Source organism: Streptomyces sp. NPDC051180 (assembly GCF_040689545.1).
Classification (GTDB): domain Bacteria; phylum Actinomycetota; class Actinomycetes; order Streptomycetales; family Streptomycetaceae; genus Streptomyces.
Map to the genome: position 1 here is coordinate 260879 of NZ_JBFBBC010000006.1, position 24956 is coordinate 285834.

Below are 24956 nucleotides of genomic sequence, written 5' to 3' on the forward strand. Positions count from 1 at the left end.
CTGCGCGGTGCGCAGCGAGGTACCGCCATCACGCACACAAGTCCAGGGCCTAACAAGCACACCGCGGCGCACATCCGGGTGCCGCCCGCCCCGGCGCCGCGCCGGCGCGCGACGGGGTCAGTCGCGCCGGGCCCGGTTGCCGGGCCGGCCGGCGACCCAGACGCGGATCGTGTCCGCGTACCAGTAGGGCTTGCCCGACTCCACTTTGTCGGGCGGAGGCAGCAGCCCGTGCTTCCGGTAGGAGCGGACCGTGTCCGGCTGCACCCGGATGTGCGCCGCGATGTCCTTGTACGACCAGAGACTTCTGTCCGTCATGCCGGTACCTCCCTGCGCACCGCGCAGCGGCGGCAGGGGGTGCCGTTCGGGGGCGCTGCGGGCGGGCGTTGGCGTCGATCAGCCTGTGCCCCCTGCAACGACCTCTCCCTTCAGGAGGAGAGCGGCTGTCGACCGCCTGTGACGCGAAACCCGCGTAACGCAGACATGCGTGACAGCAAAGGGACTTGTGTGACGGAAGCGGCACATCGGTCCATCGGTGTGTCCCCGTGCGTCGCCCCTGGTCAGACCGGTATGCGCCGGGCCGCGCGCCGGTCGGGCGCCGAGCAGGCCGCCGCCGGAACCGTCACACGCCGCAGGAGCGCAGGAAGTGCCGGGTCCGCAGGGCGATCGGGTACGGGACCTCCGGCTCGCAGGGGTACATGTCCTGCTCGACGATGGCGAAGAGGTCCACGTCGAGGGCGGCCGCCGCCGCCAGCACCGGTTCGAGGGCGGGCACCCCGGAGGGCGGCTCGCACATCACGCCCCGCGCCACCGCCGGACCGAACGGCACCCCCTCGGCCACCACCCCGGCCAGCACCTCGGGGTCGACCTGCTTCAGGTGGAGATAGCCGATCCGCTCGCCGTAGGTCTCGATGAGCTTGACGCTGTCCCCGCCGGCGTACGCGTAGTGCCCGGTGTCCAGGCAGAGCGCGACGTCCCCCGGGTCGGTCGCGTCCAGGAAGCGCGAGACGCTCTCCTCGCCGTCCAGATGGGTGTCGGCGTGCGGATGGACGACGATCCGCAGCCCGTACCGCTCGCGGACCTCCCGGCCCAGGCGCTCGGTCAGCCCGGTCAGATCCCGCCACTGCGCCGCCGTCAGCACCGGGTCCTCCAGGACCTCGCCCGTCCGGTCGTCCCGCCAGAAGGCCGGGATGACGACCAGATGGCCGGCGCCCATCGCCGCCGCGAGGGCCGCGTTCTCGGCGACATGGGCCCAGGTGCGCTCCCAGGCGGCCGCCCCGTGGTGCAGGTCGGTGAAGACCGTCCCCGCCGACACCCGCAGCCCGCGCCGCGAGGTCTCCTCCGCCAGGACCGCCGGATCGGTGGGCAGATAGCCGTACGGGCCGAGCTCGATCCACTCGTACCCGGCGCCCGACACCTCGTCGAGGAAGCGCTGCCAGGGCACCTGCCGCGGATCGTCGGGGAACCACACCCCCCAGGAGTCCGGGGCGGACCCGACGCGGATCCGGGACGCCTCCGGCGACGGGCGGGACGGCTGTGACGGTGACGGTCTCCACGGCTTCGTCATGACTGCCACCTTGGCCGCGGCCCGCGAGCAGCGTCAAGCAGGCCGCACGTCCGAATGTCCGGACATGTCGTTGACACGCCTCCGCGCGGACGACTAGACCTGGATGCGGGGCCGAGGGCGGCCGCGGCGAGAGGTGGCGCGTGGAGACGGAGCCGTACGAGCTGATCACCATGGGACGCCTCGGCGTGGACCTGTACCCGCTCACCAGCGGCGTCGGGCTCGACCGGGTCGAGAGCTTCGGCAGGTTCCTCGGCGGCTCCCCGGCGAACGTGGCCGTCGCCGCCGCCCGGCTCGGCCGACGCACCGCGCTCGTCTCCCGCACCGGCGCCGACCCCTTCGGGACCTTCCTGCGCCGGGAGCTGGCGGAGTTCGGCGTGGACGCCCGGTGGGTCACCGAGGTCGGCGCGTACCCCACGCCCGTCACCTTCTGCGCCCTCTTCCCGCCCGACGACTTCCCGCTCTACTTCTACCGCCGCCCCCAGGCGCCCGACCTGGAGATCCACCCGCACGAACTCGACCTCGACGCGATCCGCGCCGCCCGGGTCTTCTGGGCCACCGGCACCGGCCTGTGCGCCGAACCCAGCCGCACGGCGACCCTGGAGGCGCTGCGGGCCCGCTCCGGGCAGGAGACGACCGTCCTCGACCTGGACTGGCGGCCGGTGTTCTGGACGGACCCGGCCCAGGCCCGCGCCCTCTACGCCGAGGCGCTGCGGCACGCCACCGTCGCCGTCGGCAACCTCGACGAGTGCGAGGTGGCGACCGGCGAACGCGATCCGGACACCGCCGCCCGCGCGCTGCTCGCCACCGGCGCCGTCCGGCTCGCCGTCGTCAAGCAGGGCCCCCGGGGCGTCCTCGCGCTCGCCGCCGACGGCACCCGCGCCGAGGTGCCGCCGCTGCCGGTGGAGGTCGTCAACGGCCTGGGCGCGGGCGACGCGTTCGGCGGCGCGCTCGTCCACGGCCTGCTCGCCGGCTGGGACCTCGAACGGACCCTGCGGCACGCCAACGCCGCCGGATCCGTCGTGGCCGGCCGGCTGCCCTGCTCGTCCGCCATGCCCGACGCCGCCGAGATCGCCGAGGCCCTCGCCGTCGGCACGGGAACGATCCCGGAGAAGGGGTAGGGATCCGCGCATGAGCCCCGACCGACCCCCCTCCCTCCACCTGCCCGCCGGTACCGCCGCCCACGGCCCGTACGCCCTCTCCGTCGACCCCCGCACGGCCGGCTGGGGCCACGCCGCCCTGCGGGTCCTCGCCCTCGGGCCGGGGGAGACGCACGCGTTCGACAGCGGAGAAGACGAATGGGTCGTGCTTCCCCTCGCCGGTGCCTGTAGCGTGCGCGTCGACGGCGAGATCCTCGAACTCCAGGGCCGCGCGAGCGTGTTCGACGGAGTGAGCGACTTCGCCTATGTACCGCGCGACGCCCACGCCCAGATCGCCTCCGGCGCGGGAGGCCGCTTCGCTTTGGCAGGAGCGAAGTGCGAGCGACGACTCCCCGCCCGCTACGGCCCCGCGCCGGAGGTTCCCGTCGAGACACGGGGCACCGGCAACCGTGCCCGCAGCGTGCGCAACTTCGCCTCCGCCGACGCCTTCGCCTGCGACCGGCTCATCGCCGTCGAGGTCCTCACACCCGGCGGCAACTGGTCCTCCTACCCGCCGCACAAGCACGACGAGCACCGGCCCGGAACGGAGTCCGTCCTGGAGGAGATCTACTACTACGAGATCGCCGGCCCGGGCGGCCTCGCCTACCAGCGGATCTCCCCCTCCCGGCCGGGAGGGGCGGACCTGCTCGCCGAGGTCCGGCACGGCGACGCCGTCCTCGTCCCCGACGGCTGGCACGGCCCCTCCATCGCCCAGCCGGGCCACGACCTCTACTACCTGAACGTCATGGCGGGCCCCGGAGCCGAGCGGGAGTGGAAGATCTGCTTCCACCCCGACCACACGGAGGGATACGCATGAGCATCCGGCTGACCGTCGCCCAGGCGCTCGTCCGCTTCCTCGCCGCCCAGTACACCGAGCGCGACGGCGAACGGCACCGGCTCATCGCCGCCACCTGGGGCATCTTCGGACACGGCAACGTCGCCGGCATCGGCCAGGCGCTGGTCGAGGACGCCGAGCTCATGCCCTTCCACCAGGGCCGCAACGAACAGGCCATGGTCCACGCGGCCGTCGGCTACGCCCGCCAGTCGAACCGGCTCTCCGCGCACGCCGTCACCACCTCCATCGGCCCCGGCGCCACCAACCTCGTCACCGGCGCCGCCCTCGCCACGGTCAACCACCTGCCCGTGCTGCTGCTGCCCGGCGACACCTTCGCCACCCGCCCCGCCGACCCCGTGCTCCAGCAGCTCCAGCTCCCCCACGCCGGCGACGTGTCGGTCAACGACTGCCTGCGGCCCGTCTCCCGCTACTTCGACCGGATCGGCCGGCCCGAGGCCCTGATCCCGGCCGCGCTCGCCGCGATGCGGGTCCTCGCCGACCCCGTGGAGACCGGCGCGGTGACCCTCGCGCTGCCCCAGGACGTCCAGGCGGAGGCGTACGACTGGCCGGAGGGCTTCTTCGCGGAGCGGGTCTGGCGGGTCCGCCGCCCCTCCCCGGACGAGGACGAACTGGCCGCGGCGGCCGCGGCGATCGGCCGGGCCACCCGCCCGCTGATCGTCGCCGGCGGCGGCGTCCGGTACAGCGGTGCCGAGGAGGCCCTCCACGACTTCGCCGCGCTGAGCGGCATCCCCGTCGCCGCCACCCAGGCGGGCAAGGGCGCCCTGTCCCACGACCACCCCCAGGACGTCGGCGGCATCGGCCACACCGGCACCGCCGTCGCCGACCACCTGGCCCGCACCGCCGACGTGGTGATCGGCGTCGGCACCCGCTGGACCGACTTCACCACCGCCTCCGGCACCCTCTTCGGCCACCCCGACGTGCGGTTCGTCAACCTCAACGTCGCCGCCTTCGACTCCCACAAGCTGGCCGCGCTCCCGCTCGTGGCGGACGCCCGCGAGGGCCTGGAGCAGCTCCACTCGCTCCTGGAGCCGCACCACGTCTCCGCGCACTACGCGCACGAGATCGCCGAGGAGAAGCTCCGCTGGCGGACACGGGCCGACGCCGCCTACGCCGTCGCCGACGAGGACGCGCGCCCCACCCAGACCCAGGTCCTCGGCGTACTCGACACTCTGGTCGACGCCACCGACATCCTGATCAACGCCGCCGGATCGCTCCCCGGCGACCTCCACAAGCTGTGGCGGCCCCGCTCGCCCGACCAGTACCACGTCGAGTACGGCTACTCCTGCATGGGATACGAGATCCCCGCCGCCCTCGGCGTCCTCCTCGCCGCACCCGGCCGGCCCGTCTGGGCCCTCGTCGGCGACGGTACGTACCTGATGAACCCCACCGAAATCGTCACCGCCGTCCAGGAGCGGCTGCCCCTGCGGCTCGTCGTCCTGCAGAACCACGGCTACGCCTCCATCGGCGGTCTCTCCGAGGCCGTCGGCGCCGAGCGGTACGGCACCGACTACCGCCACCGGGACGCGGACGGCGGCTTCACCGGCCCGCCCCTCCCCGTCGACCTCGGCGCCAACGCCGCCTCGCTGGGCATGCGGGTGCTCCGCCCCCGCACCGTGCGTGACCTGCGAGAAGCCCTCACGGAGGCCCGGAACGCGACCGTTCCCACATGTGTCTACGTCGAGACCGAAACGCCAGACACAGTGTCGGGCCCGCCCCCGGCCCAGGCGTGGTGGGATGTGCCCGTGGCCGAGACCTCGACGCGTCCGTCGGCGGTCAAGGCCCGCGAGGAGTACGACCGGCACGTCACCGCCCGACGCCGCCATCTCTGAAGGAGTAACTCGTCATGACGAAGACCGTCCACCACTGGATCGGTGGCAAGACCGTCGAGGGCACGTCGGGCAACTGGGGCCCGGTCACCGACCCGGCCACCGGTGCCGTGACCACGCAGGTCGCCCTCGCCTCCGTCGACGAGGTCGACGCCGCCGTCGCCGCCGCGAAGGACGCCTTCGCGACCTGGGGCACCTCCTCGCTCGCCCAGCGCACCACCATCCTCTTCAAGTTCCGCGCGCTGCTCGACGCCAACCGCGACGCGATCGCCGAACTGATCGTCGCCGAGCACGGCAAGGTCCACTCGGACGCGCTCGGCGAGGTCGCCCGCGGCCTGGAGATCGTCGACCTGGCCTGCGGCATCACCACCCAGCTCAAGGGCGAGCTCTCCACCCAGGTGTCGAACCGGGTCGACGTCGCCTCGATCCGCCAGCCCGTCGGCGTCGTCGCCGGCATCACGCCCTTCAACTTCCCGGCCATGGTGCCGATGTGGATGTTCCCGATCGCCATCGCGACCGGCAACACCTTCATCCTCAAGCCGAGCGAGAAGGACCCGTCGCCGTCCCTGAAGATCGCCGAGCTGCTCGCCGAGGCGGGCCTCCCGGACGGCGTCTTCAACGTCCTGCACGGCGACAAGGTGGCCGTCGACCGCCTCCTGGAGCACCCGGACGTCTCCGCGATCTCCTTCGTCGGCTCCACCCCGATCGCCCGGTACATCCACACCACCGCCTCCGCCAACGGCAAGCGCGTCCAGGCGCTCGGCGGCGCCAAGAACCACATGCTGGTCCTCCCGGACGCCGACCTCGACGCGGCGGCCGACGCGGCGGTCTCGGCGGCCTACGGCTCCGCCGGCGAGCGCTGCATGGCGATCTCCGCGGTCGTGGCCGTCGGCTCCGTCGGCGACGAGCTGGTCGCGAAGATCCGCGAGCGCGCCGAGAAGATCAAGATCGGCCCGGGCACCGACCCCACCTCCGAGATGGGCCCGCTCATCACGGCCGTCCACCGCGACAAGGTCGCCTCCTACGTCCACGGCGCCGCCGCCGAGGGCTGCGAGGTCGTCCTCGACGGCACCGGCTACACCGTCGAGGGCCACGAGAACGGCCACTGGATCGGCCTGTCCCTCCTGGACCACGTCCCCACCACGGCCGCGGCCTACCGGGACGAGATCTTCGGCCCGGTCCTCTGCGTGCTGCGCGCCGAGACCTACGAGGAGGGCCTGGCCCTCATCAACGCCTCGCCGTTCGGCAACGGCACCGCGATCTTCACCCGCGACGGCGGCGCCGCCCGCCGCTTCCAGCTGGAGGTCGAGGCCGGCATGGTCGGCGTCAACGTGCCGATCCCGGTTCCCGTGGGCTACCACTCCTTCGGCGGCTGGAAGGACTCGCTCTTCGGCGACCACCACATCTACGGCAACGACGGCGTGCACTTCTACACCCGCGGCAAGGTCGTCACCACCCGCTGGCCGGACCCGTCCGAGGGCCCGACCGGCGTCGACCTGGGCTTCCCGCGCAACCACTGACGGGCCCTCCCGCGCACGGCCCCCGGGGTGCCGACGGCACACCCCGGGGGCCGTCCCCGCGCCGGCGCCCCGCGTCACCCCTCGTCGAAGGTCCAGCCGAGCATCGCGAAGACCCCCTCGTCCGCCGCCCCGGCCGACCGGTACGTGGCGAGCGCCGCGTCGTTGTCCGTGTCCACCGGCACCCACGCCCCCCGGCAGCCCCGCGCCCGCGCCTCCGCCACCAGCGCCGCGGTCAGCGCCCGGCCGACCCCGCGCCGCCGGTGCCCCTCGTCCACCGCGAGCTCGTACAGGCACATCTCGACGCCCTTGTCCGGGTGGACCATCTCGATCCCGGAGACGAACCCCGCCGGGAAGCCGTCCGCCGCGTACGCGACCAGCATCAGATGACCGTCCGCCGCCAGGAACCGCTCGGCCCACTCCCGCCGCGCCGGCCCGTCGTACAGGTGCTCCGCCGCGACCAGTTCGGCCGCCGTCGTCGCCCGCCGGATCTCCATCCCGCACCTCCCGCCGCGCGCACCCCGGTGCGCGTACCGCGCCTGCGGTACGCGGACCGTAACGCGTACGACTCCAGGAGGCCGCCGAATTCCCCCTCGGGAGCGCCGCGACCGGGCCGCCGTCCCGCCTAGGCTCGACACCATGCGACTCCGAATCCCCCGGTGGGCCGCGGTCACCGCCGCGCTCGCCGTCCTCGCGGGCGCCGGCACCTGGACCGCCGCCGCCTCGGACGATCCACCGCCCGTGCACCGTGCGGACCGGGTCCTGTCCGTCGACGGGGCACGGCTCGACACCTCGTACTTCACCGGCGACGGCACCGGAAGACGTCCCGCGGTCCTCCTCGGACACGGCTTCGGCGGCTCCAAGGACGACGTCCGCGCCCAGGCCGAAGGGCTCGCCCGCGACGGCTACGCCGTCCTGACCTGGTCCGCCCGCGGCTTCGGCGCCTCGACCGGCGAGATCGGCCTCAACGACCCCGCCCACGAGGTCAGGGACGTCCGGAAGCTGATCGACTGGCTCGCGGCCCGCCCCGAGGTCCTCCTCGACAAGCCCGGCGACCCCCGCGTCGGCGTCACCGGCGCCTCCTACGGCGGCGCGATCTCCCTGCTCGCCGCCGGCCACGACGCCCGCGTCGACGCGATCGCCCCCCAGATCACCTACTGGAACCTCGCCGACGCGCTCTTCCCCGAGGGCGTCTTCAAGAAGCTCTGGGCCGGGATCTTCTTCTCGGCCGGCGAGCGGCCCGGCGAGGCCGCGGACGGCTGCGGCCGGTTCACCGCCGAGCTCTGCGCGCTCTACCAGCGGGTCGCCGTCGCCGGGAAGCCCGACGCCGCCGCCCGCGCCCTCCTCGAAGCCCGCAGCCCGTCCGCCGTCGGCGACCGCGTCAAGGTCCCCGCCCTCCTCGTCCAGGGCCAGTCGGACTCCCTCTTCACCCTCGCGCAGTCCGACGCCATGGCCCGCGCCCTCACCGCCAACGGCGCCCCCGTCGCCGTCGACTGGATCGCCGGCGGCCACGACGGCGGCGACCGGGAGACCGAGCGCGTCGAGCGCCGGATCGGCAGCTGGTTCGACCGCTGGCTCAAGCACGACACCTCCGTCGACACCGGGCCCGCCTTCCGGGTCAGCCGCACCGGCGGGGTCGACTCCACCGACGGGCGGGCCACCCTGCGCGCCGCGACCGCCGACCGCTACCCCGGACTCACCGCCGGCACCACGGCCGTCCCCCTGGCCGGCCCGCCGCAGACCTTCGCCAACCCGGCGGGCGCCGCCCCGCCCGCCGTCTCGGCGGTCCCGGGCCTCGGCGGCGGGATCTCCGGCCTCTCCTCCCTCGGGGTCGGCCTCTCCCTGGACTTCCCCGGCCAGCACGCCCGCTTCGACGCGAAGCCGCAGACCGGGGCCGTCCGGATCACCGGCACGCCGACCGTCCGCGTCAAGGTGACCTCCACCGCCGCCGACGGCTCGGCCGTCCTCTTCGCCAAGGTGTACGACGTCGGGCCCGACGGCCGGCAGCAGGTGCTGCCCGCCCAGCTCGTCGCCCCCGTCCGCGTCGACGACGCCCGCGCCGGCCGCACCCTCACCCTGACCCTGCCCGCCGTCGACCACGAGGTGGAGGCCGGGCACCGGCTGCGGCTCGTCCTGGCCGCCACCGACCTCGGCTACGCCTCCCCGACGGTGCCCGCCGTCTACACCGTCGCCGTCGAGGGCCCGCTCACCGTCCCGACCGCGCCCGGCCTGTCGACCCAGGCCGCCGCCCTGCCCTGGTGGGTGTGGGGCCTGCCGCTCCTCGGCCTGGCCGCGGCGGCCGCCCTGCTGCTCACCGCGCGCCGGAGGTCCGCGGCCCCGGCGCCCGACCCGGAGCTCGCCGTCGTCCCCCTGCAGATCACCGGGCTGTCCAAGAAGTACGCGGGCGGCGACCGGTACAGCGTCCGGGACCTCTCCTTCCGCGTCGAGCAGGGCCAGGTCCTCGGTCTGCTCGGGCCGAACGGCGCGGGCAAGACCACGACGCTGCGCATGCTGATGGGCCTGATCACTCCCGACGAGGGCGAGATCAGGGTCTTCGGCCAGGCGATCAGGCCCGGCGCCCCGGTCCTCTCCCGGGTCGGCGCGTTCGTCGAGGGAGCCGGCTTCCTGCCGCACCTGTCGGGCCGGGAGAACCTGGACCTCTACTGGAAGGCCACCGGCCGGCCCGCCGAGGACGCCCACGTCGACGAGGCCCTGCGCATCGCCGACCTGGGCAGCGCACTCGAACGCGCCGTGCGGACCTACTCGCAGGGCATGCGGCAGCGCCTCGCCCTCGCCCAGGCCATGCTGGGCCTGCCGGACCTGCTGATCCTCGACGAGCCGACCAACGGGCTCGACCCGCCGCAGATCCGCGAGATGCGCGAGGTGATGATCCGGTACGCGGCCGGCGGCCGTACCGTCATCGTCTCCAGCCACCTCCTCGCCGAGGTCGAGCAGTCCTGCACCCACCTCGTCGTGATGGACCGGGGCCGGCTGGTGCAGGCCGGGCCGGTCGCCGAGATCACCGGGTCGGGAGACACCCTGCTCGTGACCCTGGCCGGGGAGATCGACGACGCGCTCGTCGAGAAGGCCGACGCCCTGCCCGGCGTCGGCTCCGCCACCCGCGCCGACGGCGGACTCCTGGTCCGCCTCGACGGCGCCGACGCGACCGCCCTCATCGGCGAACTCGTCCGCCTGGACGTGCCGCTGACCGGGGTCGGGCCGCACCGGCGCCTGGAGGACGCGTTCCTGACCCTGATCGGAGGAGGATCCGCATGAGCACCACCGGCACCCTTCCGGGTGCGGCGGAGTCCGCCCCCGGCTACCGGGCGGGGCGCACCCTGCCGCTGCGCGTCGAGGCCCTGCGCCAGTGGAAGCGCCGGCGCACCCTGGTGATGGGCGGCATCCTCGTCGCCCTGCCGTTCATCCTGGTCGCCGCCTTCGCGATCGGCGGCCCGGCGGACGGCGGCGGCAACGGCCGGATCACCCTGATGGACACGGCGACGGCCTCCGGCGCGAACTTCGCGGCGACCTGTCTGTTCGTCTCGGCCGGGTTCCTCCTCGTCATTCCCGTGGCGCTGTTCTGCGGGGACACGGTCGCCTCCGAGGCGAGCTGGTCCTCCCTGCGCTATCTGCTGGCCGCGCCGGTGCCCCGGTCGCGGCTCCTCGCCTCCAAGCTGGCGGTCGCGCTCGCGTACAGCGCGGCCGCGATGGTCCTCCTCCCGCTGGTGGCGCTGGCCGTCGGCACGGTCGCCTACGGCTGGGGGCCGCTGCGGCTGCCGACCGGCGGCGCGGTGGGCGCCGGCGACGCGCTGTTCCGGCTCGCGGTCGCCGTCGCGTTCGTCTTCGCCTCCCAACTGGTCACGGCGGGGCTCGCCTTCTGGCTCTCCACCCGGACCGACGCCCCGCTCGGCGCGGTGGGCGGCGCCGTCGGCCTCACGATCGTCGGCAACGTCCTGGACGCCGTCACGGCGCTCGGCGACTGGCGCGACTTCCTGCCCGCCCACTGGCAGTTCGCCTGGATCGACGCGCTCCAGCCCCAGCTGGAGTGGGGCGGGATGATCAAGGGCACGGCGATCTCGGTGACGTACGCCGTGGTGCTCTTCGCGCTCGCCTTCCGGGGCTTCGCCCGCAAGGACATCGTGTCCTAGGGGGTGTCCGGCCTCTCTCAGGGGCTTCTCACACCCACCCCCTCCGAGCCGCTTCCGCGCCCGCGCGGAAGCGGCTCGTCGTGCCCAGGGCGGCCATCAGCTCGCCGACGCGGCGGCTGTAGGTCCGCGCCGACATGCCGAGCCGGGCCGCCGCCGTCTCGTCGGTGAGTCCCGACAGGAGGGCGTCGAGGACCGGCCGCAGCTGGGACGGCAGGTCGCCCGGCGGGGGCGGGGGAGGCGGCAGGGAGGTCAGCTCCTCGGCCGCGGCCCAACTGACGTGGTGGGTGCGGACGAGGGCCTGCACCACCACCGGGTCCCGGATCAGCAGCAGCCCGTTGTAGAGCAGCTCCAGATCGAGCGGGACCGCGGCCACCGTGCGGTCGACGACGATCATCTTGAAGGGGATCGCCTCGGCGAGGCGGGCCCGGCCGGGGATGCGGAGCCCCCCTTCGATCCGCGGCCGCGCGTGCTTCGGCACGATCCGTCTGACCTCGACGGCCCGCTCGGCCGCGGCCCGCATGCACGCTCCCGCCAGCTCCAGGAACGGCCCGGGGATGGCGCAGCCCGCGGACGCGAGCGGGTCGTCGAAGGTCAACAGCTCGTACCGGGTGGAGGCGGCCAGCCCGGCGAGCGCGGCGCTGATGCTCCGCGCACCCCGGACCGGGCGCCCCGGGGGCCGCTGTCCCTCGGTCGCGGCCCGGTTCATCGCCGAACGGGCGAGCATCACGGAGCCCGCGCTCTCTGCCACCGCTGACCACCCCCGCCCGATCGATGTCCACTCCATGTACGCATGTGACTGCACACGGTGACAACCCCTGTTGAGAAGGATGGCGAATCCATGCCACCGCGGTGTGCCGCGGCCGCCGTTGCCGCATCGAGATCCATCCGCAACTCCTTCGACTGCTCCATCGGGGCCCCTCGTTCGTCACATTCACAAGTGCCGTACGAAGAGGGGGATGTCATGGAACGTCAGAAGACCCGGCCGGCCCGGCGGGGCGGGCTCCGGTTCCCGGCCGTGATCGCCGGGCTCGTCGCGGCCGGGCTGGCCGTCACCGGATGCGGCGCCGGCGGCGACAGCGCCGACAGCAGCGCGCGCGAGGGCGGCAGGACCGCCCCGGCGGCCCCCGACGGCGGCCGCGCCGCCGGGACCGGGGCGCCCCGGGAGGGCGAGCAGCGCGCCCCGTCGCCGGCCCCCGACTACCTGTCCACCTTCGCCCTGGACGTCGACACCGCCTCGTACGGCTACGCCCGCCGGACGCTCGCGGAGGGGCGGCTGCCCGAGCCGGCGAGCGTACGGCCCGAGGAGTTCGTCAACAGCTTCCGTCCCGACTACCCGCGCCCGGCGGACGACGGCTTCAGCGTGACCCTCGACGGGGCCCGCACCGGGCAGGCCGGCTGGTCCCTGGTCCGGGTCGGGCTCGCGACCCGCGGTGCGGACCGGGGCGCCGAACGCCCGCCCGCCGCCCTGACGTTCGTGGTGGACGTCTCGGGCTCCATGGACGAGCCGGGCCGGCTCGACCTGGTCAAGGAGTCCCTCGGGCTGCTGGCCGACCGGCTGCGCGAGGACGACTCGATCGCGCTCGTCACCTTCAGCGCGGAGGCCGAGACCCTGCTGCCCATGACCCGGGTCGGGGCGGCCCGCGGCCGGATCCACGAGGTGGTGGAGTCCCTGGGGACGAGCTCGTCGACCAATGTGGAGGCGGGTGTGCGCACCGGGTACGACGTGGCCGTCGCCGGCCACCGCGCGGGCGCCACCAACCGGGTCGTGCTGCTCTCCGACGCGCTCGCCAACACCGGCGCCACCGAGGCGGAGACGATCCTCGCCCGGATCGAGGAGGAGCGCAGGGAGTACGGGATCACCCTCTTCGGCGTCGGGGTGGGCAGCGAGTACGGCGACGCGTTCATGGAGCGGCTGGCGGACCGCGGCGACGGCCAGACGACGTACATCGCCGACTCGGCGCAGGCCCGGAAGGTCTTCGTCGACCAGCTGCCCGCCCATGTGGAGCTGCGGGCCCGCGACGCGAAGGCGCAGGTCGCCTTCGACCGGCGGACCGTCGAGAAGTTCCGGCTGATCGGCTACGAGAACCGGGACGTCGCCGACGAGGACTTCCGCGACGACCGGGTGGACGGCGGCGAGATCGGGGCCGGGCACACCGTCACCGCGCTGTACGCGGTGAAGACCCGGGCCGGGGCGACCGGCCCGGTGGCCACCGCCACGGTCCGCTGGCTCGACCCGGCGACGCGGGCGCCGCACGAGCGGTCCGGCACGGTCGCCACGGGCGCGCTGACCGCCGGCCTGTGGGACGCGGGGCACGACAGCCTGCAACTGACGGCGATCACCGCCTACTTCGCGGACGCGCTGCGCGGCGGTGACCTGCCGGGCGACCCGGGGCTCCGGGCGCTCGCGGAGCGCGCCGACGCCATCGCGGGGCGGTCGGGTTCGGCGGTGGTCCGGGAGCTGGCCGCGGCCGTCCGGCAGGCCGAAGGGCTCCTGCCGGGCGAGCGCGAGAGCGAAGGCCCCGCGGGGGAGGGTGAGTTGAGGTCCGGCGACCCGTACAGCTGAGCCGTCCCGCCGGCCCGGGTCCCGGGCCGCGCCCGACTCGTACAGGTGTCCGGGCAACCGTCCGTACCACCGGCGCGGGAGCGGGCGGCGGGGTCAGAATGGCCGCATGGCCACCCTGCTGCTCGCCCTCGCCGTCGGATGCACCGGTCTCTACGCCGGATTCATGGTGATCTTCCAGACCGGCATCATGCCCGCCCTCGCCCGGCTGACGGACGCGGAGTTCGTCCCGGCGATGCGCCGGATCAACGAGTACGTCCCGAAGCCCCTGTTCCTCACCGTCTTCCTCGGCGTGATCGCCCTTCCCGCCGCCGCGTTCCTCGTGCCCGTCGACGGGCGCACGGACACCCAGAAGTGGCTCGTGCTCGCGGGGCTCGTCTGCGCGGCCCTCAACCACGCGGTCACGGTCGCCGGCAACGTCCCGCTCAACGTGGCGCTGGCCGCGTCGGAGGGGAGCGCGGACGACGACCCGGCGACGGTCCGGGCCGCCTTCGAGGGTCGCTGGAACCTCTTCCACCGCGTCCGGACGGCCCTCGTGACCGTCGCGTTCGGCCTGCTCACCGCCGCAGCGGTGCTCTAGGAAGGCTCTCGGGGTCCTCGCGAACCGTACCCCCGCGTCGGTTTCTGGCCGGAACTCGCGGTTACCGGCAGCTCCGTGGTCCGCGAGGACCCCCGGAAAGCGTACCCCCGAGTCCGGAAACAGTCTTCAGGTGGGTACAGGTCTGCGCCAATGACGAAAACTTGACGCTTCAAAACCACCATAAAGGGGGTGAATCACCCCGATATCCCGGTTCGGTATTCCGTACCCCGCGGTTTCTTATTGACATGCCTACGGGGGTCTTTTCTAATCATCGGGAGGTCATCCCTGCGCTGACACCGCACAGGCACTGAGGGGGCAAGGTGGACGTCCGGATCCTGGGGGGACTGTCGGTACGCGAGAACGGGGTGTCGATCACCCCGACGGCGGCCGCGCCCCGGCAGCTGCTCGCCCTGCTCACGGCCAGCGCCGACCAGGTCGTGCCCGTGACGGTCCTCACCGAGGAGCTGTGGCCGTCCGGCGCGCCCCGCGCCGCCCGCGCCGAACTCCAGGCACACATAGCCGAGTTGCGGAGCCTCATCGCGAGCGCCCTGCGCGCCGCCGAACCGGCCGAGCCGCGCCCCGGCTGGTCGGAGCGGCGCACCGCCGACGCCGTCCTCGTCGCCCAGCCCGGCGGCTACCGGCTCGACACCGGCGGCGGCGTCCACGACGTCTGGCAGTTCGAGCGGGCGGCCGGCGCCGGCTACCGGGCCATGGAGGCGGGCGACCTCTCCCGCGCCGCCCTCCGCCTCGGCGAGGCCCTCGCCCTGTGGCGCGGCGACCCCTACGCGGGCGTCGCCGCGGGCCCCCGCCTCCGCAGGGAGATCGAGCGCCTGGAGACCTCCCGGCTCAGCGTCCTCGACCAGTGGGTCGAGGCCCAGCTCGGCCTCGGCCGGCACGCCGAACTCGTCTCCGAACTCACCGGACTCGTCGCCCGCTACCGCACCAACGAACCGCTGCACGCCCACCTCATGGTCGCCCTGCTGCGCTGCGGCCACCACGACGAGGCCCTCGCCGTCTACGAACGCCTGCGCGGCGCGCTCACCGGCGAGAGCGGCAGGGAACCCTCGGCGCGGCTGCGCCGCCTCCACCGCTCGATCCTCGCCGTCCGCCACACCGCGGGACGGCCCGCGTACACCCTCCGGACCCCCGCCGCCTACGGCGCCCGCGTCCCCGCCCAGTACTCACCGGTACGCTCACGTCTCGTCCCGGCGGGCTCCGTCGGCTGACACGGCGGCCGGACCGGCCGCACCGCGCGGGAATGAAGTGCGACAAGTCACCGTTGACCGACTCCCGAAGCCGAATTAACTTCGGCGAGCAGTACGGGTTTCCTCCGAGGTGCCCGATTTCGCTCGACTACGGGGGTGGGGCCATGACCAAGCACGGCGCGGACGGAGCAGCCGGTGCCGACGCGCTGCTCACGGTCCTCGAACTGGTCGCCGGGCAGGCGCCGCCCGCCCGCTTCGAGACCCTCCTCGACGGCGCCCGCCGGACCGGCCTGGACGGCGACGGACTGGCCCGCCTGGAGCGGGCCGTCGAACTGGCCGGCCGGATCCACACCGGCCGTGAGCGCGACGCCCGCCGCGAGGCCGGCCTCGCCACCCTCACCGACACGGCCCGCGACCTCACCTTCTCCTACGACCTCGACAGCCTGCTGCGCGTCATCACCCGCCGCGCCCGCCGGCTGCTCGGCCTCGACCTGGCGTACGTGACCCTGCGCGGCCCGCACGGCGCCTGCTACGTCCACACCACCGAGGGCTCCCGCGCCGGCACCGACCGCACGGGCGGCCCGCGCCTCGTCCCCGGCCTCAAGGTCGCCGAGGGATACGGCCTCGGCGGCGCCGTACAGCTCCACGGCGAACCCGTCTGGACCGCGGACTACCTCGCCGACGAACGCTTCGCCCCCTCCGGCTCGCTCGACGCCGGCGTCCACGCCCCCGCCTTCGACGAGGCCGCCGAAGCCGCCCTGCGGGCCGAGGGGCTGCACGCGATGATCGCCGCTCCGCTGCGCAGCGGCGACACCGTCATCGGCGTCCTGCACGGCGCGGACCGCCGGGTCCGCGACCACACCTCGGAGGAGATCGGCCTCCTCGCCGCGCTCGCCGACCTCGCCGCCCTCGCCGTCGACAAGGCCGGACTCCTCGACCGGACCCGGGCCGAGGTCTCCGAACTCGAGCGCGACAGCTCCCGGGTGCGCACCAGCCTCACCCGCATGCGGCACGTCAGCGAGACCCACGGCCGGATCATGAACCTCGTCCTGTCCGGCGGGGACCTGTGCAACGTGGCCAAGGCCGCCGCCGACGCGCTCGACGCGACCGTGACCATCCGCGACCAGGGCGGCCTCTGCCTCGCCACCGCCGGCGACCTCCACGGCCTCGACGAGGAGGCCGTCGCGAAGGCGTCCCTCGACGCGCACGCCCGCCGCCGCCCCGTCCTCGCCGACGACGACACCTGGGTCGCCCCCGTCATCGCCGGCTCCGAGGACCTCGGCGGCCTGGTCGTCCGCGCCGCCAGCGGACTCACCGGAGAGGACGAGCGGCTCCTCGAACTCGCCGCCCAAGCCGTCGCCTTCCTCCTCCTCATGCGTCGCTCCACCGCCGTCGCCGAGGGTCCCGTCCGCGACGAACTCCTCGACGACCTCATCGCCGACCCGCCGCACGCGCCGCAGCAGATCGCCCAGCGGGCCCGCCGCCTCGGCGTCGACCTGCGCAAGCCGCACGTCCTCGTGGTCGCCAGGCCGGAGGGCGGCGAGCAGGGCCGGGCGGTGGTGTGGGCCTCCTCGTACGCCTACCGCCTCTCCGGGCTCAAGACCGTGCAGGGCGGCTGCATCGTGCTGCTGCTCCCGGGCATCGACGCCTCCGCCGCGGCCAAGGCCGTCGCCGCCGAACTGTCCCCGCTGCTCGGCCACCCCGTGTCGGTCGCCGCCGCCGGACCCGGGTGGAGCCCCGACGGCGTCGGACGCATGCACCAGGAGGCCGGACGCTGCCTGGACGCCATGAGCGCGCTGGGCGGCACCGGCTCGGCCGCCTCCGTGCAGGACCTGGGGTTCCTGGGGCTGCTGCTCTCCGACGACCACGACGTCGAGGGCTTCGTGGAGTCCGCGATCGGCCCGGTACTCGACTACGACGCCGAGCGGCTGACCGACCTCACCCGCACCATGGAGGCGTACTTCGCCTCCGGCGGCAGCCCCACCAACGCGGCCGAGGCGCTGCACGTCCACCCCAACACCGTCTCGCGCCGACTGGAGCGGATCGGCGAACTCCTCGGCCCCGAGTGGCAGAAGCCCGGCCAGGTCCTCGAAGTCCAGCTGGCGCTGCGGCTCCAGCGGACCCGGGAGGTCCTCGCCCAGGGCCGCGCCGCCACGGACCCGACCCGGCCGCACACCCCCCAGGACCGACCCGCCTGACCGGCGCCCGGCCCGTGGGGGCGGCCGGGCGCCGGTGCGCGGCGGGGGCATCCGCCGGGCGGCCGGACCGGGGGAGCGGTGCCGGCCGCCCGGAAGGGCGGCGGGTCCGGGCGGTCAGCTGGCCGTGCGCCCCGAGCCGTACTCCGCGTCGTAGGCCGCCTGCCAGCCGGTGGACAGGACGGTCGCCGCGTGGGCCGCGGAGGCGAGCGTGATGTGGCGGTGCCAGCCGCGGAACGAGCGGCCCACGAAGTCACGGAGCCCGGCGCCCTCGCCGACCTCGACGAAGTCCCGCTCCACCCGCCGCGCGAGCTTCGTCAGCCGCAGCAGCGAGCCGACCGGCGAGTTGGTCAGATCGCTGATCCACACCCGGGCCGGAGGCCGCCGCGGGTCGTCCCACTCGCCGAGCAGCACCAGCGGCCGCATCCGCTCCCCGCCCGGCGCCGGCAGCGCGACCCGGACGGCGGTGGCGAGGGAGGTCCGCGAGGTCCGCGCCCCGGCCACGGTGTCCACCCAGCTCACCGGCCGGCGCAGCCCCTTGAGCGACTCCAGGATCTGCACGGCGGAGAGCGGACCCGCGCCGAACCCGGGCAGCGACCGGTCGGCGATCGCGAGCCGCGAACCGGGGTTGATCCGGGCCACCACCGGCACGCCGGCCGCGGCGAGCCGCGTCAGGGCCGCCCGCCCCGCGCCGCCCCGGATGTCGAGGAGCACCGGCTTGCGGGTGACGTCGGTCCAGCGGGCCGTGTCGAGCGCCGCGGCGACCGCGCACTCCTCCAGGGTCTCCTCGCCGGCCTCCTGGGGGACCTCCGCACGGTCGCGCCGCGTGCGGTCGTTGACCCAGGGGTCCGGCAGGAACAGCCGCCAGTTCACCGGCACGCTCAGCTCGTCGCTGGCGAACCACACGCCGAACGCCTGCTGGCCGTGGAAGACCTGACCGCGCTCCGGGTCGAAGCGCCGGTCCACGCCCACCGAGTGCTCGCCGGCCTTCGGGATCGGCATGGGCCGCACCACCCACGCCTGCGGGCAGCTGTTCCGCTCCAGGTACCGGGCGAGCGCGGCCCGCATGGGCTGCCAGTCCCAGGTGGAGCTGGACACGAAGTGGTGCAGGCTCTGCTCGGCCGCCGGCCCGCCTATCTGGGCGGCGATGTTGCGGATCGACTTGCGCCCCTGCGCGGTGAGCAGGCCGTGCAGGTACTGCTCGGCCTTCAGGCGCTGGTCGCGGCGTGCGAAGCCGGCGAAGAGCGCACCGCACAGCTCGGCGTGGACGTCGCCGTCCGAACCGGCCGCGCCGACGGACCGGACGACTCCCAGCGGCGACGCCGGGGTGACGGCCCCCGCGGTGGCCCTGCGCTTGATTGCGACGGATGTACTCACGACACTCCTGCCCGAAGGTTGCGCAGCTCCCTCCCGCTGCTCCACCACCCTCGCCCGCGGCCGCCCCCGGGCACGAGGTGTACCCGGCACCCGAATCGGCCCCCGGATGGTGGCCGGACCACCTCCCCTGGCGTCACCGCAGGTCGGAGCCGTCCCCGGGGCCCTCCGGCGGGCCCCGACGAGGGGGTGGAAGCGGGTCCGGGGACGCCCTCGCGGTGTGCCCGGGACACCCCCGGGGGGATCTGACAGACTCACCGGACCGGCTTTGACCCGTAGCAGTGCGTGGCCGGACCATCGCAGAGCGAGGCTGCACGGGCCGGGTCGCGGTTAATGCCCCAGGCCGGGATCCGCGCCTGTGCGCCTCGCCTTTTCCACCCCGTAACCTGTGGGCATGGAACCGCGCGGTCAGCTGCCCGTCGTCGGAGCGGTCGCCGTCGGCGGTGCCCTGGGAGCGTCCGCCCGCTACGGAGCGGCCCTGCTCTGGCCCACCCCGGCCCATGCCTTCCCCTGGACGACCTTCACGGTCAACATGGCCGGCTGCGCCGCGCTCGGCGTGCTCATGGTCCTCGTCGCCGAGGCGGCCACCGCCCCTCACCCGCTGGTGCGCCCCTTCCTCGGCACGGGCTTCTGCGGCGGGTTCACCACCTTCTCGACGTACACCCTGGACACCCAGCGGCTGCTGGCCGCCGGTGACCCGACGCGCGGGCTGCTCTACCTGGCCGGCACCGCGGTCACCGCGCTCGCCGCGGTCTGGGCCGGGGTCGCCGCGACGCGGGCCGTGCGGGCCAGGACCCGGGCGGGGGCCGCGGCATGACGGCGACATCACCGGCCTGTCGGGAGGAGCGAGGGTGAACTGGCTGCTCGTGGTGGCAGGCGCCGCCGTCGGCGCGCCCCTGCGCCATCTGACGGACCGGGCGCTCAGGGCCCGGCACGACTCGGTCCTCCCCTGGGGGACCTTCGTCGTCAACGTCGTCGGCTCGTTCGTGCTCGGGCTGCTGACCGGCGTCTCGTCCGCCCGGATCTCCCTGCTGCTGGGCACGGGGCTGTGCGGGGCGCTGACGACGTACTCGACCTTCTCCTACGAGACGCTGAAGCTGTACGAGGGCGGGGCGAGGCGGTACGCGGCGCTGAACGTGGCCGGGAGCCTGGCCGCCGGACTCGGCGCGGTGTGGCTGGGAGTCCGGGCGGCCGGGCTGCTGTGAGCCGGCGGCCTCGGGCCCGCGAGGACCTGCGGGCCGGTGGTCCCTCAGGAGGCGGGCAGGAGGCGGGACTCGACCGTCGGAAGGCCCTTGGCCCACCAGTGGTCGTAGCGCCGGTAGACGTGCGGGTCCCGCTCGGCGAGCAGGCGGCCGAGCGCTCCGGCCTCCGCCGCGAGAGCGTCCCAGACGGCGGCCGGGAGCGGATGGAAGGGGGAGGTCTCGATCCCGCCGTCGACCGGCCGCCACACACCGGCGACGTACCCGTCCACGAGGAGTGTCGGGAGGGTGTCGCCGTTCACGCGGATGACGTGCCTGCGGTAGTCGGGCGGGATGATCCGGCCCCGGTCCGCGTACGCCAGCAGGACGCTGTCCCACATCGCCATCAGCCGGGGCGGCGCGGGGACGTCCTCGTCGGGCAGCGGGCCGCCGGGCACGTCGTACAGGACGGCTCCCTCCGGACCCTCCAGCCGGTCGAGCGCGCCGTCGAGCGAGGCCACCGCCGCGCGCACCAGGCCCCGGGGCGCCAGCGTGAACTGGGCCATGTCCGCGACGGACGCGGGGCCGAAGCCCTCCAGATAGCGCAGGATCAGGGCCGCCAGGCCCGCCGCCGACGCCTCGGGGTCGGCGAGCGCCGGCCGCCGGTCCGCCGCGACGAAGGACTGCGCGGCGCCGAAGGACCACGGCGGGCCGGTGGGCGCGTGCCACAGCGGCGCGTACTGCCGGATCATCCGCCAGACCACCGCCTCCACCGGCCCGCCGTGCGCCTCCTCCAGGCGGGACCTCATCTCCGCCCCCGTCCGCGGCCGTTCGGCGTAGGCCAGGAGAGCGGGGAGCAGCGCGTCGGCGTCCTCGGCGGTGAAACCCGCCGCCCTGAACCGTGGATCGCGCAGCCGTGAGCCGCGGACCGTCGGCTCCACCGCCTCCCGGAAGACCCGGTAGTCCTCGGCGTGCACCAGGTGCAGCGTGAGCCGCATCAGCGTCGACCGGACGAGCTCGAAGCCGGCCACCGCCCCGTCGACCGCCTCCGGCTCGAACCCCTCCACCCTGTTCCACAGCGCCACATACGGCGAACCCGGCTGCTGGGCCTGCAGCGCCACCACCCGCCGTACCGCGTCCCGGACGTCGAGGGGCGCGCGGGCGAGCAGCAACTGCCGTGCGAGGGTGGCCCGGTTGAGGGCGCGAGCGGTGATCGTCATGGCCGATTCTCACCCGACGGAGGCGCGCCCGGGCAAGGCCGGTGCCGACCGGGCCCGGTCCGGGCCGGCGCAGGCGCCGCCGAGGGGCGCTGGTCGCCGCCGGTTCACCGGGGGCACGTTCCGGGGACACGCGGTTCTCACCCGGGCTCGTGAGGATCGGCCGCATGACCTTCACCTCCCGGGCCGCCCGCCCGGCCGCCGCCGCGTCCGCCGTCGCCCTCGCCGCCGCCGTCGCGCTCCTCGCCCCCGCCTCGCCGGCGCACGCCGCCGCCAACGCCGTCCCCGGCTACGAGGTGAAGATCAACCTCACGACGGCGGCCCTCGACTCGGCCCACGCGCCGACCTCGGCGGTGAAGTCGGCCTTCGGGATCACCGGTTCCGCGAAGGCGCGCTCGTACAGCTACTACGACACCGACGGCCTCGCCCTCGACGCCCAGGGGTGGAGCGTGCGGCTGCGGCACAAGAGCGGGTCGTCCTTCGAGGAGACCTACAAGAAGCGCTTCCCGGTCACCGGCGGCGACGTGAACGCCGCGCTCACCGCGGCCAACGCCGCCGGCTTCGACAGCACCGACACCAACTACGAGGCCGAGGTCGACTGGGGCTACGCCAAGCAGACCCTCAGCTTCAGCACCGAGAAGAGCCACAGCGCGAGCGGGTACTCCGGCACCGCGATGCCGTCGAGCACCACCGGCCGCACCTGGCTCGTCAACGACATCCCCGGCAAGCTGGAGGACTGGGGCAGCGCCGACTGGGGCACGACCACCCTCCAGGCGTCCCGCGCCCACGGCCCGGTGACCGCGAAGGTGTACGGCGGTGCCTGGGGCGCCTCGGACGACGCGAGCATCGAGGTGCTCCCGGTCGTCGGCGCCGGCGGGACCGGCACGGAGTACGTCGTCGAGCTGTCCTTCAAGACCGACTCCGCCTCCGACGCCGCCGACCTCCACGCGGACGCCATCGCCGTCGCCGAGGCCAACGGCTGGCTCTACCACGGCGACATCCTGAAGACGCAGCTCATCCTCGACCGTTACTAGCGGGTGTGTCGGTTTCCGGACACGCGCGTTCACCCAGGGCTCGCCCCCCTGTCGTGAACGCGTTGCCCGGAGTTGCGCGCAGGACTGGACCATGGGGCCGCCCTCACCGGCGACTTTCCATGCACTCCAGGGAGTTCTGATGAATCCGCGCCTCCTGCGCCGGCCCGCCCGCGTCGTCCTTCCGCTCTCCGCCGCGCTCGCGCTGTCGGTGATCGTGGGGACGGCCGACGCGACGCCGGCGCACCACGGCCCCTCCGCGCCGAGGGTCGTGTCCACCGCGACCCTGCCCGACATCCCGCTGGCCGCCTTCAGCAACCGGCTGGTGCCCGGCAGCGTCCCGGACGACCGGGGCGTCGACCTCGGCGGCATCGGCAGCGACCTGTACCCGGCCGAACGGCGCGGGGAGTACTGGACGGTGACGGACCGCGGCCCCAACGGGCAGATAGCCGTCGGCAAGGACAAGCGGCGCACCTTCCCCGTGCCCGGCTTCGACCCGGCGCTGGTGAAGATCCGTGCCGTCGGCGGCCGGATCCAGGTCCTCACGTCGATCCCGCTCACCAACGCCTCCGGCGCCCCCGTGACCGGGCTGCCCAACCAGCCGGGCCGCGACGAGGCCCCCTACACCTACGACGCCTCGACGCCGCTCGGGTACAACCCCGACGGCCTGGACACCGAGGGCGTCGTCCGGGACCGGGACGGCAGCTTCTGGCTGGTGGACGAGTACGGGCCCTCGCTCGTGCACGTCTCCGCGAAGGGCCGGGTCCTCGCCCGGCACGTCCCCCGGGGCCTCGGACTGACCGGCGCCGGCTACCCGGTCGTCGAGTCGCTGCCCTCGATCTTCCTGCAGCGCAAGGTCAACCGCGGCTTCGAGGGGCTCGCCCTGCTGCCCGACGGCGACCTCGTCATGGCCCTGCAGAGCCCGCTGCTCAACCCCGACAAGGTCGCGGGCGAGGAGTCCCGCACCACGCGGCTGCTGCGCTTCTCGCCCCGCAAGAACCGGGTCACCGCCGAGTACGCCTACCGCTTCGACGCCGTCGGCGACGTCGAGCCCGGCCAGACCAAGACCTCCGAGCTGAAGATCTCCGCGCTCGTCGCGCTCGGCGGCGACCGCCTCCTCGTCCAGGAGCGCACCGACAAGGCCGCCCGCGTGTACGAGGTGCGGCTGCGCCGCGGCTCCGACATCCTCGGCACCTCCTGGGACACCGCCGCCACCCCCACCCTGGAGCAGCTCGACGACCGGGGCGCCGCCGCCGTCCCGGTCCTCGGCAAGCGCCTGGTGGTCGACCTGAACAAGGTCCCCGGCGTCCCCGGCAAGATCGAGGGGATCGCCCTCGAAGGCTCCTCCACGCTGGTCCTGCTCAACGACAACGACTTCGGCATGAGCGACGGCCCCGCGGCCTTCGACGCGGCCGGCCGACTCGTCGACAGCGACGTGGAGACCACCCTCGTACGGGTGCGACTGGACCGTCCCGTCCGCTGATCCACCGCACCGGAGAAAGACCCGTGCCCCGGCCTTCCACGGCCGGGGCACGGGTCTTTTGGAAGAGAACACGGAGGTCCCGCCGCCAGCCAACAGGAAGCGACGGCTCCGCGCAAATACGGTGAACAAAACTCGACCGGTTCCCTAGCGATACCCGAGCGCAGCGCGATATCCGAGGACCACACTGCTACGTGGGTCGATACGTAGTGAGGTGCATATGGATACAGCAGTAGAAAGGGCGATCGAGTGCATCCGGGAGCGGTACGGCGAACCGCTGACCCTCACGGAGATCGCCGAAAGCGCTCTGCTCAGCCGTTTCTATTTCACGCGGCTGTTCAAAGAGGAGACCGGGCTCACGCCCGGCAGATTCCTGGCCGCGATCCGTATCTACCAGGCGAAGAGGCTCATCGAGACGACGTCGATGAGCATCACCGACATCTCCTATGCGGTCGGCTACAACAGCCTGGGTTCCTTCACCAATTCCTTCACGGCCAGCGTCGGCGTCTCACCCAGCCGGTTCCGCCGGCTCGCACGGGACGGGGGCGAGGCCCTGCCGGGCCCGGAGCCGACGGCGTGGACGGGGTACGGGACCATCGCGGGCACCATCAGCCTGCCCGCGGGCCACGGCAACGCCCGGGTGTTCCTCGGGGCCTTCGGCACGCCGATCGTCCAGCACCCGTCGGTCGCCTCCGGCGTCATCGACGTACCGAGCGGACGGCCGTCCTGCTACTCGCTGAAGAACGTCCCCGAGGGCAGCTGGTACCTGCTGGCCGTGGCGGTCGCCGACGGCCTCGGACCCGAACCCGGCACGGAGCGGACCCCGCTCGTCGGGGGGCACGGACCGAAGACCGTGACCGTCACCGCCGACACCGTCACCAGCGCCGCGGTACGGCTGCGCCCGGCCAGGCCGGCCGACCCGCCGGTCCTGCTGGCGCTGCCCGAGCTCGAACCGCCGGCCGACGGCGTCCCCCACCCGGGGTGCGCCTCGGTCGGCCCGGCCCCGGAGACGGGCGCGCGGCGCCAGGCCGCGGGCCACCTCAGGGTGGCGAACGCGGCTCCGGCGCCGACGGCCTCGTGAGCACGGGG

The 24956-nt window shown here is 74.3% G+C and carries 21 protein-coding genes; 15 read left to right on the plus strand and 6 right to left on the minus strand.

The annotated features are described in order from the left end of the window. Positions 1-117: 117 nt before the first annotated feature. Both AB0424_RS14455 and AB0424_RS14460 read right to left on the minus strand, forming a co-directional pair. A complete protein-coding gene (locus AB0424_RS14455; protein ID WP_366305171.1) occupies positions 118-315 on the minus strand; it encodes a MerR family transcriptional regulator in 198 nt (65 codons plus the stop codon). Positions 316-619: 304 nt separating this feature from the next. Then, positions 620-1564, minus strand: coding sequence for a sugar phosphate isomerase/epimerase (locus AB0424_RS14460; RefSeq protein WP_366305173.1), 945 nt, complete (start codon positions 1562-1564; stop codon positions 620-622). 170 nt (positions 1565-1734) lie between these two features. Here AB0424_RS14460 and iolC point away from each other — a divergent pair, with 170 nt between their 5' ends. Genes iolC through mmsA form a run of 4 tightly spaced genes read left to right on the plus strand, consistent with a single transcriptional unit; the run spans position 1735 to position 6902 of the window. Further along, the gene (iolC, locus tag AB0424_RS14465) at positions 1735-2682 is read left to right on the plus strand and encodes a 5-dehydro-2-deoxygluconokinase (RefSeq protein WP_366305322.1); all 948 of its coding nucleotides are present in this window, start codon (positions 1735-1737) and stop codon (positions 2680-2682) included. Between the two features lie 10 nt (positions 2683-2692). Next, positions 2693-3517, plus strand: a complete 825-nt coding sequence (iolB, locus tag AB0424_RS14470; protein ID WP_366305175.1) for a 5-deoxy-glucuronate isomerase — start codon at positions 2693-2695, stop codon at positions 3515-3517. After that, positions 3514-5385 carry a 3D-(3,5/4)-trihydroxycyclohexane-1,2-dione acylhydrolase (decyclizing) gene (gene iolD / locus AB0424_RS14475; RefSeq protein ID WP_366305176.1) on the plus strand — a complete coding sequence of 624 codons (1872 nt, stop codon included), beginning with the start codon at positions 3514-3516 and terminating at the stop codon, positions 5383-5385. The genes iolB and iolD overlap by 4 nt, the downstream gene beginning before the upstream one ends. Before the next feature lie 14 nt (positions 5386-5399). After that, positions 5400-6902, plus strand: a complete 1503-nt coding sequence (mmsA, locus tag AB0424_RS14480; RefSeq protein WP_366305178.1) for a CoA-acylating methylmalonate-semialdehyde dehydrogenase — start codon at positions 5400-5402, stop codon at positions 6900-6902. A gap of 74 nt (positions 6903-6976) precedes the next feature. Here mmsA and AB0424_RS14485 read toward each other — a convergent pair whose 3' ends face one another. After that, positions 6977-7396 (minus strand): GNAT family N-acetyltransferase, encoded by a 420-nt coding sequence (locus tag AB0424_RS14485; protein ID WP_366305180.1) that lies wholly within the window; start codon positions 7394-7396, stop codon positions 6977-6979. Between the two features lie 142 nt (positions 7397-7538). On the opposite strand from AB0424_RS14485, the gene AB0424_RS14490 reads away from it, so the two are divergent. Further along, positions 7539-10175 carry an alpha/beta fold hydrolase gene (locus tag AB0424_RS14490; protein WP_366305182.1) on the plus strand — a complete coding sequence of 879 codons (2637 nt, stop codon included), beginning with the start codon at positions 7539-7541 and terminating at the stop codon, positions 10173-10175. Further along, positions 10172-11047, plus strand: coding sequence for an ABC transporter permease (locus AB0424_RS14495; protein ID WP_366305184.1), 876 nt, complete (start codon positions 10172-10174; stop codon positions 11045-11047). The genes AB0424_RS14490 and AB0424_RS14495 overlap by 4 nt, the downstream gene beginning before the upstream one ends. A gap of 28 nt (positions 11048-11075) precedes the next feature. Here the strand turns inward: AB0424_RS14495 and AB0424_RS14500 are convergent, their stop codons facing one another. After that, a complete protein-coding gene (locus AB0424_RS14500) occupies positions 11076-11795 on the minus strand; it encodes a DNA-binding response regulator (RefSeq protein WP_366305185.1) in 720 nt (239 codons plus the stop codon). A gap of 213 nt (positions 11796-12008) precedes the next feature. On the opposite strand from AB0424_RS14500, the gene AB0424_RS14505 reads away from it, so the two are divergent. The 4 genes from AB0424_RS14505 to AB0424_RS14520 all read left to right on the plus strand — a co-directional run bounded on the left by AB0424_RS14505 (position 12009) and on the right by AB0424_RS14520 (position 17590). Continuing rightward, positions 12009-13610: a von Willebrand factor type A domain-containing protein gene (locus AB0424_RS14505; RefSeq protein ID WP_366305187.1), complete on the plus strand. Its 1602-nt coding sequence runs from the start codon at positions 12009-12011 to the stop codon at positions 13608-13610. Between the two features lie 106 nt (positions 13611-13716). Beyond that, a complete protein-coding gene (locus tag AB0424_RS14510) occupies positions 13717-14187 on the plus strand; it encodes an anthrone oxygenase family protein (RefSeq protein WP_366305189.1) in 471 nt (156 codons plus the stop codon). 320 nt (positions 14188-14507) lie between these two features. Next, positions 14508-15413 carry an AfsR/SARP family transcriptional regulator gene (locus AB0424_RS14515; protein ID WP_366305191.1) on the plus strand — a complete coding sequence of 302 codons (906 nt, stop codon included), beginning with the start codon at positions 14508-14510 and terminating at the stop codon, positions 15411-15413. A gap of 143 nt (positions 15414-15556) precedes the next feature. Beyond that, positions 15557-17590: a helix-turn-helix domain-containing protein gene (locus AB0424_RS14520; RefSeq protein WP_366305193.1), complete on the plus strand. Its 2034-nt coding sequence runs from the start codon at positions 15557-15559 to the stop codon at positions 17588-17590. A gap of 114 nt (positions 17591-17704) precedes the next feature. On the opposite strand, the gene AB0424_RS14525 is transcribed toward AB0424_RS14520, so the two are convergent. Continuing rightward, entirely contained in the window at positions 17705-18964 is a 1260-nt protein-coding gene (locus AB0424_RS14525; RefSeq protein ID WP_366305195.1) for a transposase, read from the minus strand. A 391-nt stretch (positions 18965-19355) separates the two neighbouring features. On the opposite strand from AB0424_RS14525, the gene crcB (AB0424_RS14530) reads away from it, so the two are divergent. Beyond that, on the plus strand, positions 19356-19778 hold the full coding sequence (gene crcB / locus AB0424_RS14530) for a fluoride efflux transporter CrcB (protein ID WP_366305197.1): 423 nt from the start codon (positions 19356-19358) through the stop codon (positions 19776-19778). A 34-nt stretch (positions 19779-19812) separates the two neighbouring features. Then, positions 19813-20166, plus strand: coding sequence for a fluoride efflux transporter CrcB (gene crcB / locus AB0424_RS14535; protein ID WP_366305199.1), 354 nt, complete (start codon positions 19813-19815; stop codon positions 20164-20166). A 44-nt stretch (positions 20167-20210) separates the two neighbouring features. Here crcB (AB0424_RS14535) and AB0424_RS14540 read toward each other — a convergent pair whose 3' ends face one another. Continuing rightward, on the minus strand, positions 20211-21359 hold the full coding sequence (locus AB0424_RS14540; protein ID WP_366305201.1) for a winged helix DNA-binding domain-containing protein: 1149 nt from the start codon (positions 21357-21359) through the stop codon (positions 20211-20213). Positions 21360-21523: 164 nt separating this feature from the next. On the opposite strand from AB0424_RS14540, the gene AB0424_RS14545 reads away from it, so the two are divergent. The 3 genes from AB0424_RS14545 (at position 21524) to AB0424_RS14555 (ending at position 24948) form a co-directional block, all read left to right on the plus strand. Next, entirely contained in the window at positions 21524-22390 is an 867-nt protein-coding gene (locus tag AB0424_RS14545; protein ID WP_366305203.1) for a hypothetical protein, read from the plus strand. A gap of 139 nt (positions 22391-22529) precedes the next feature. Next, positions 22530-23870: an esterase-like activity of phytase family protein gene (locus tag AB0424_RS14550; protein WP_366305205.1), complete on the plus strand. Its 1341-nt coding sequence runs from the start codon at positions 22530-22532 to the stop codon at positions 23868-23870. Between the two features lie 217 nt (positions 23871-24087). Beyond that, positions 24088-24948 (plus strand): AraC family transcriptional regulator, encoded by an 861-nt coding sequence (locus AB0424_RS14555; RefSeq protein ID WP_366305207.1) that lies wholly within the window; start codon positions 24088-24090, stop codon positions 24946-24948. Positions 24949-24956 lie beyond the last annotated feature (8 nt).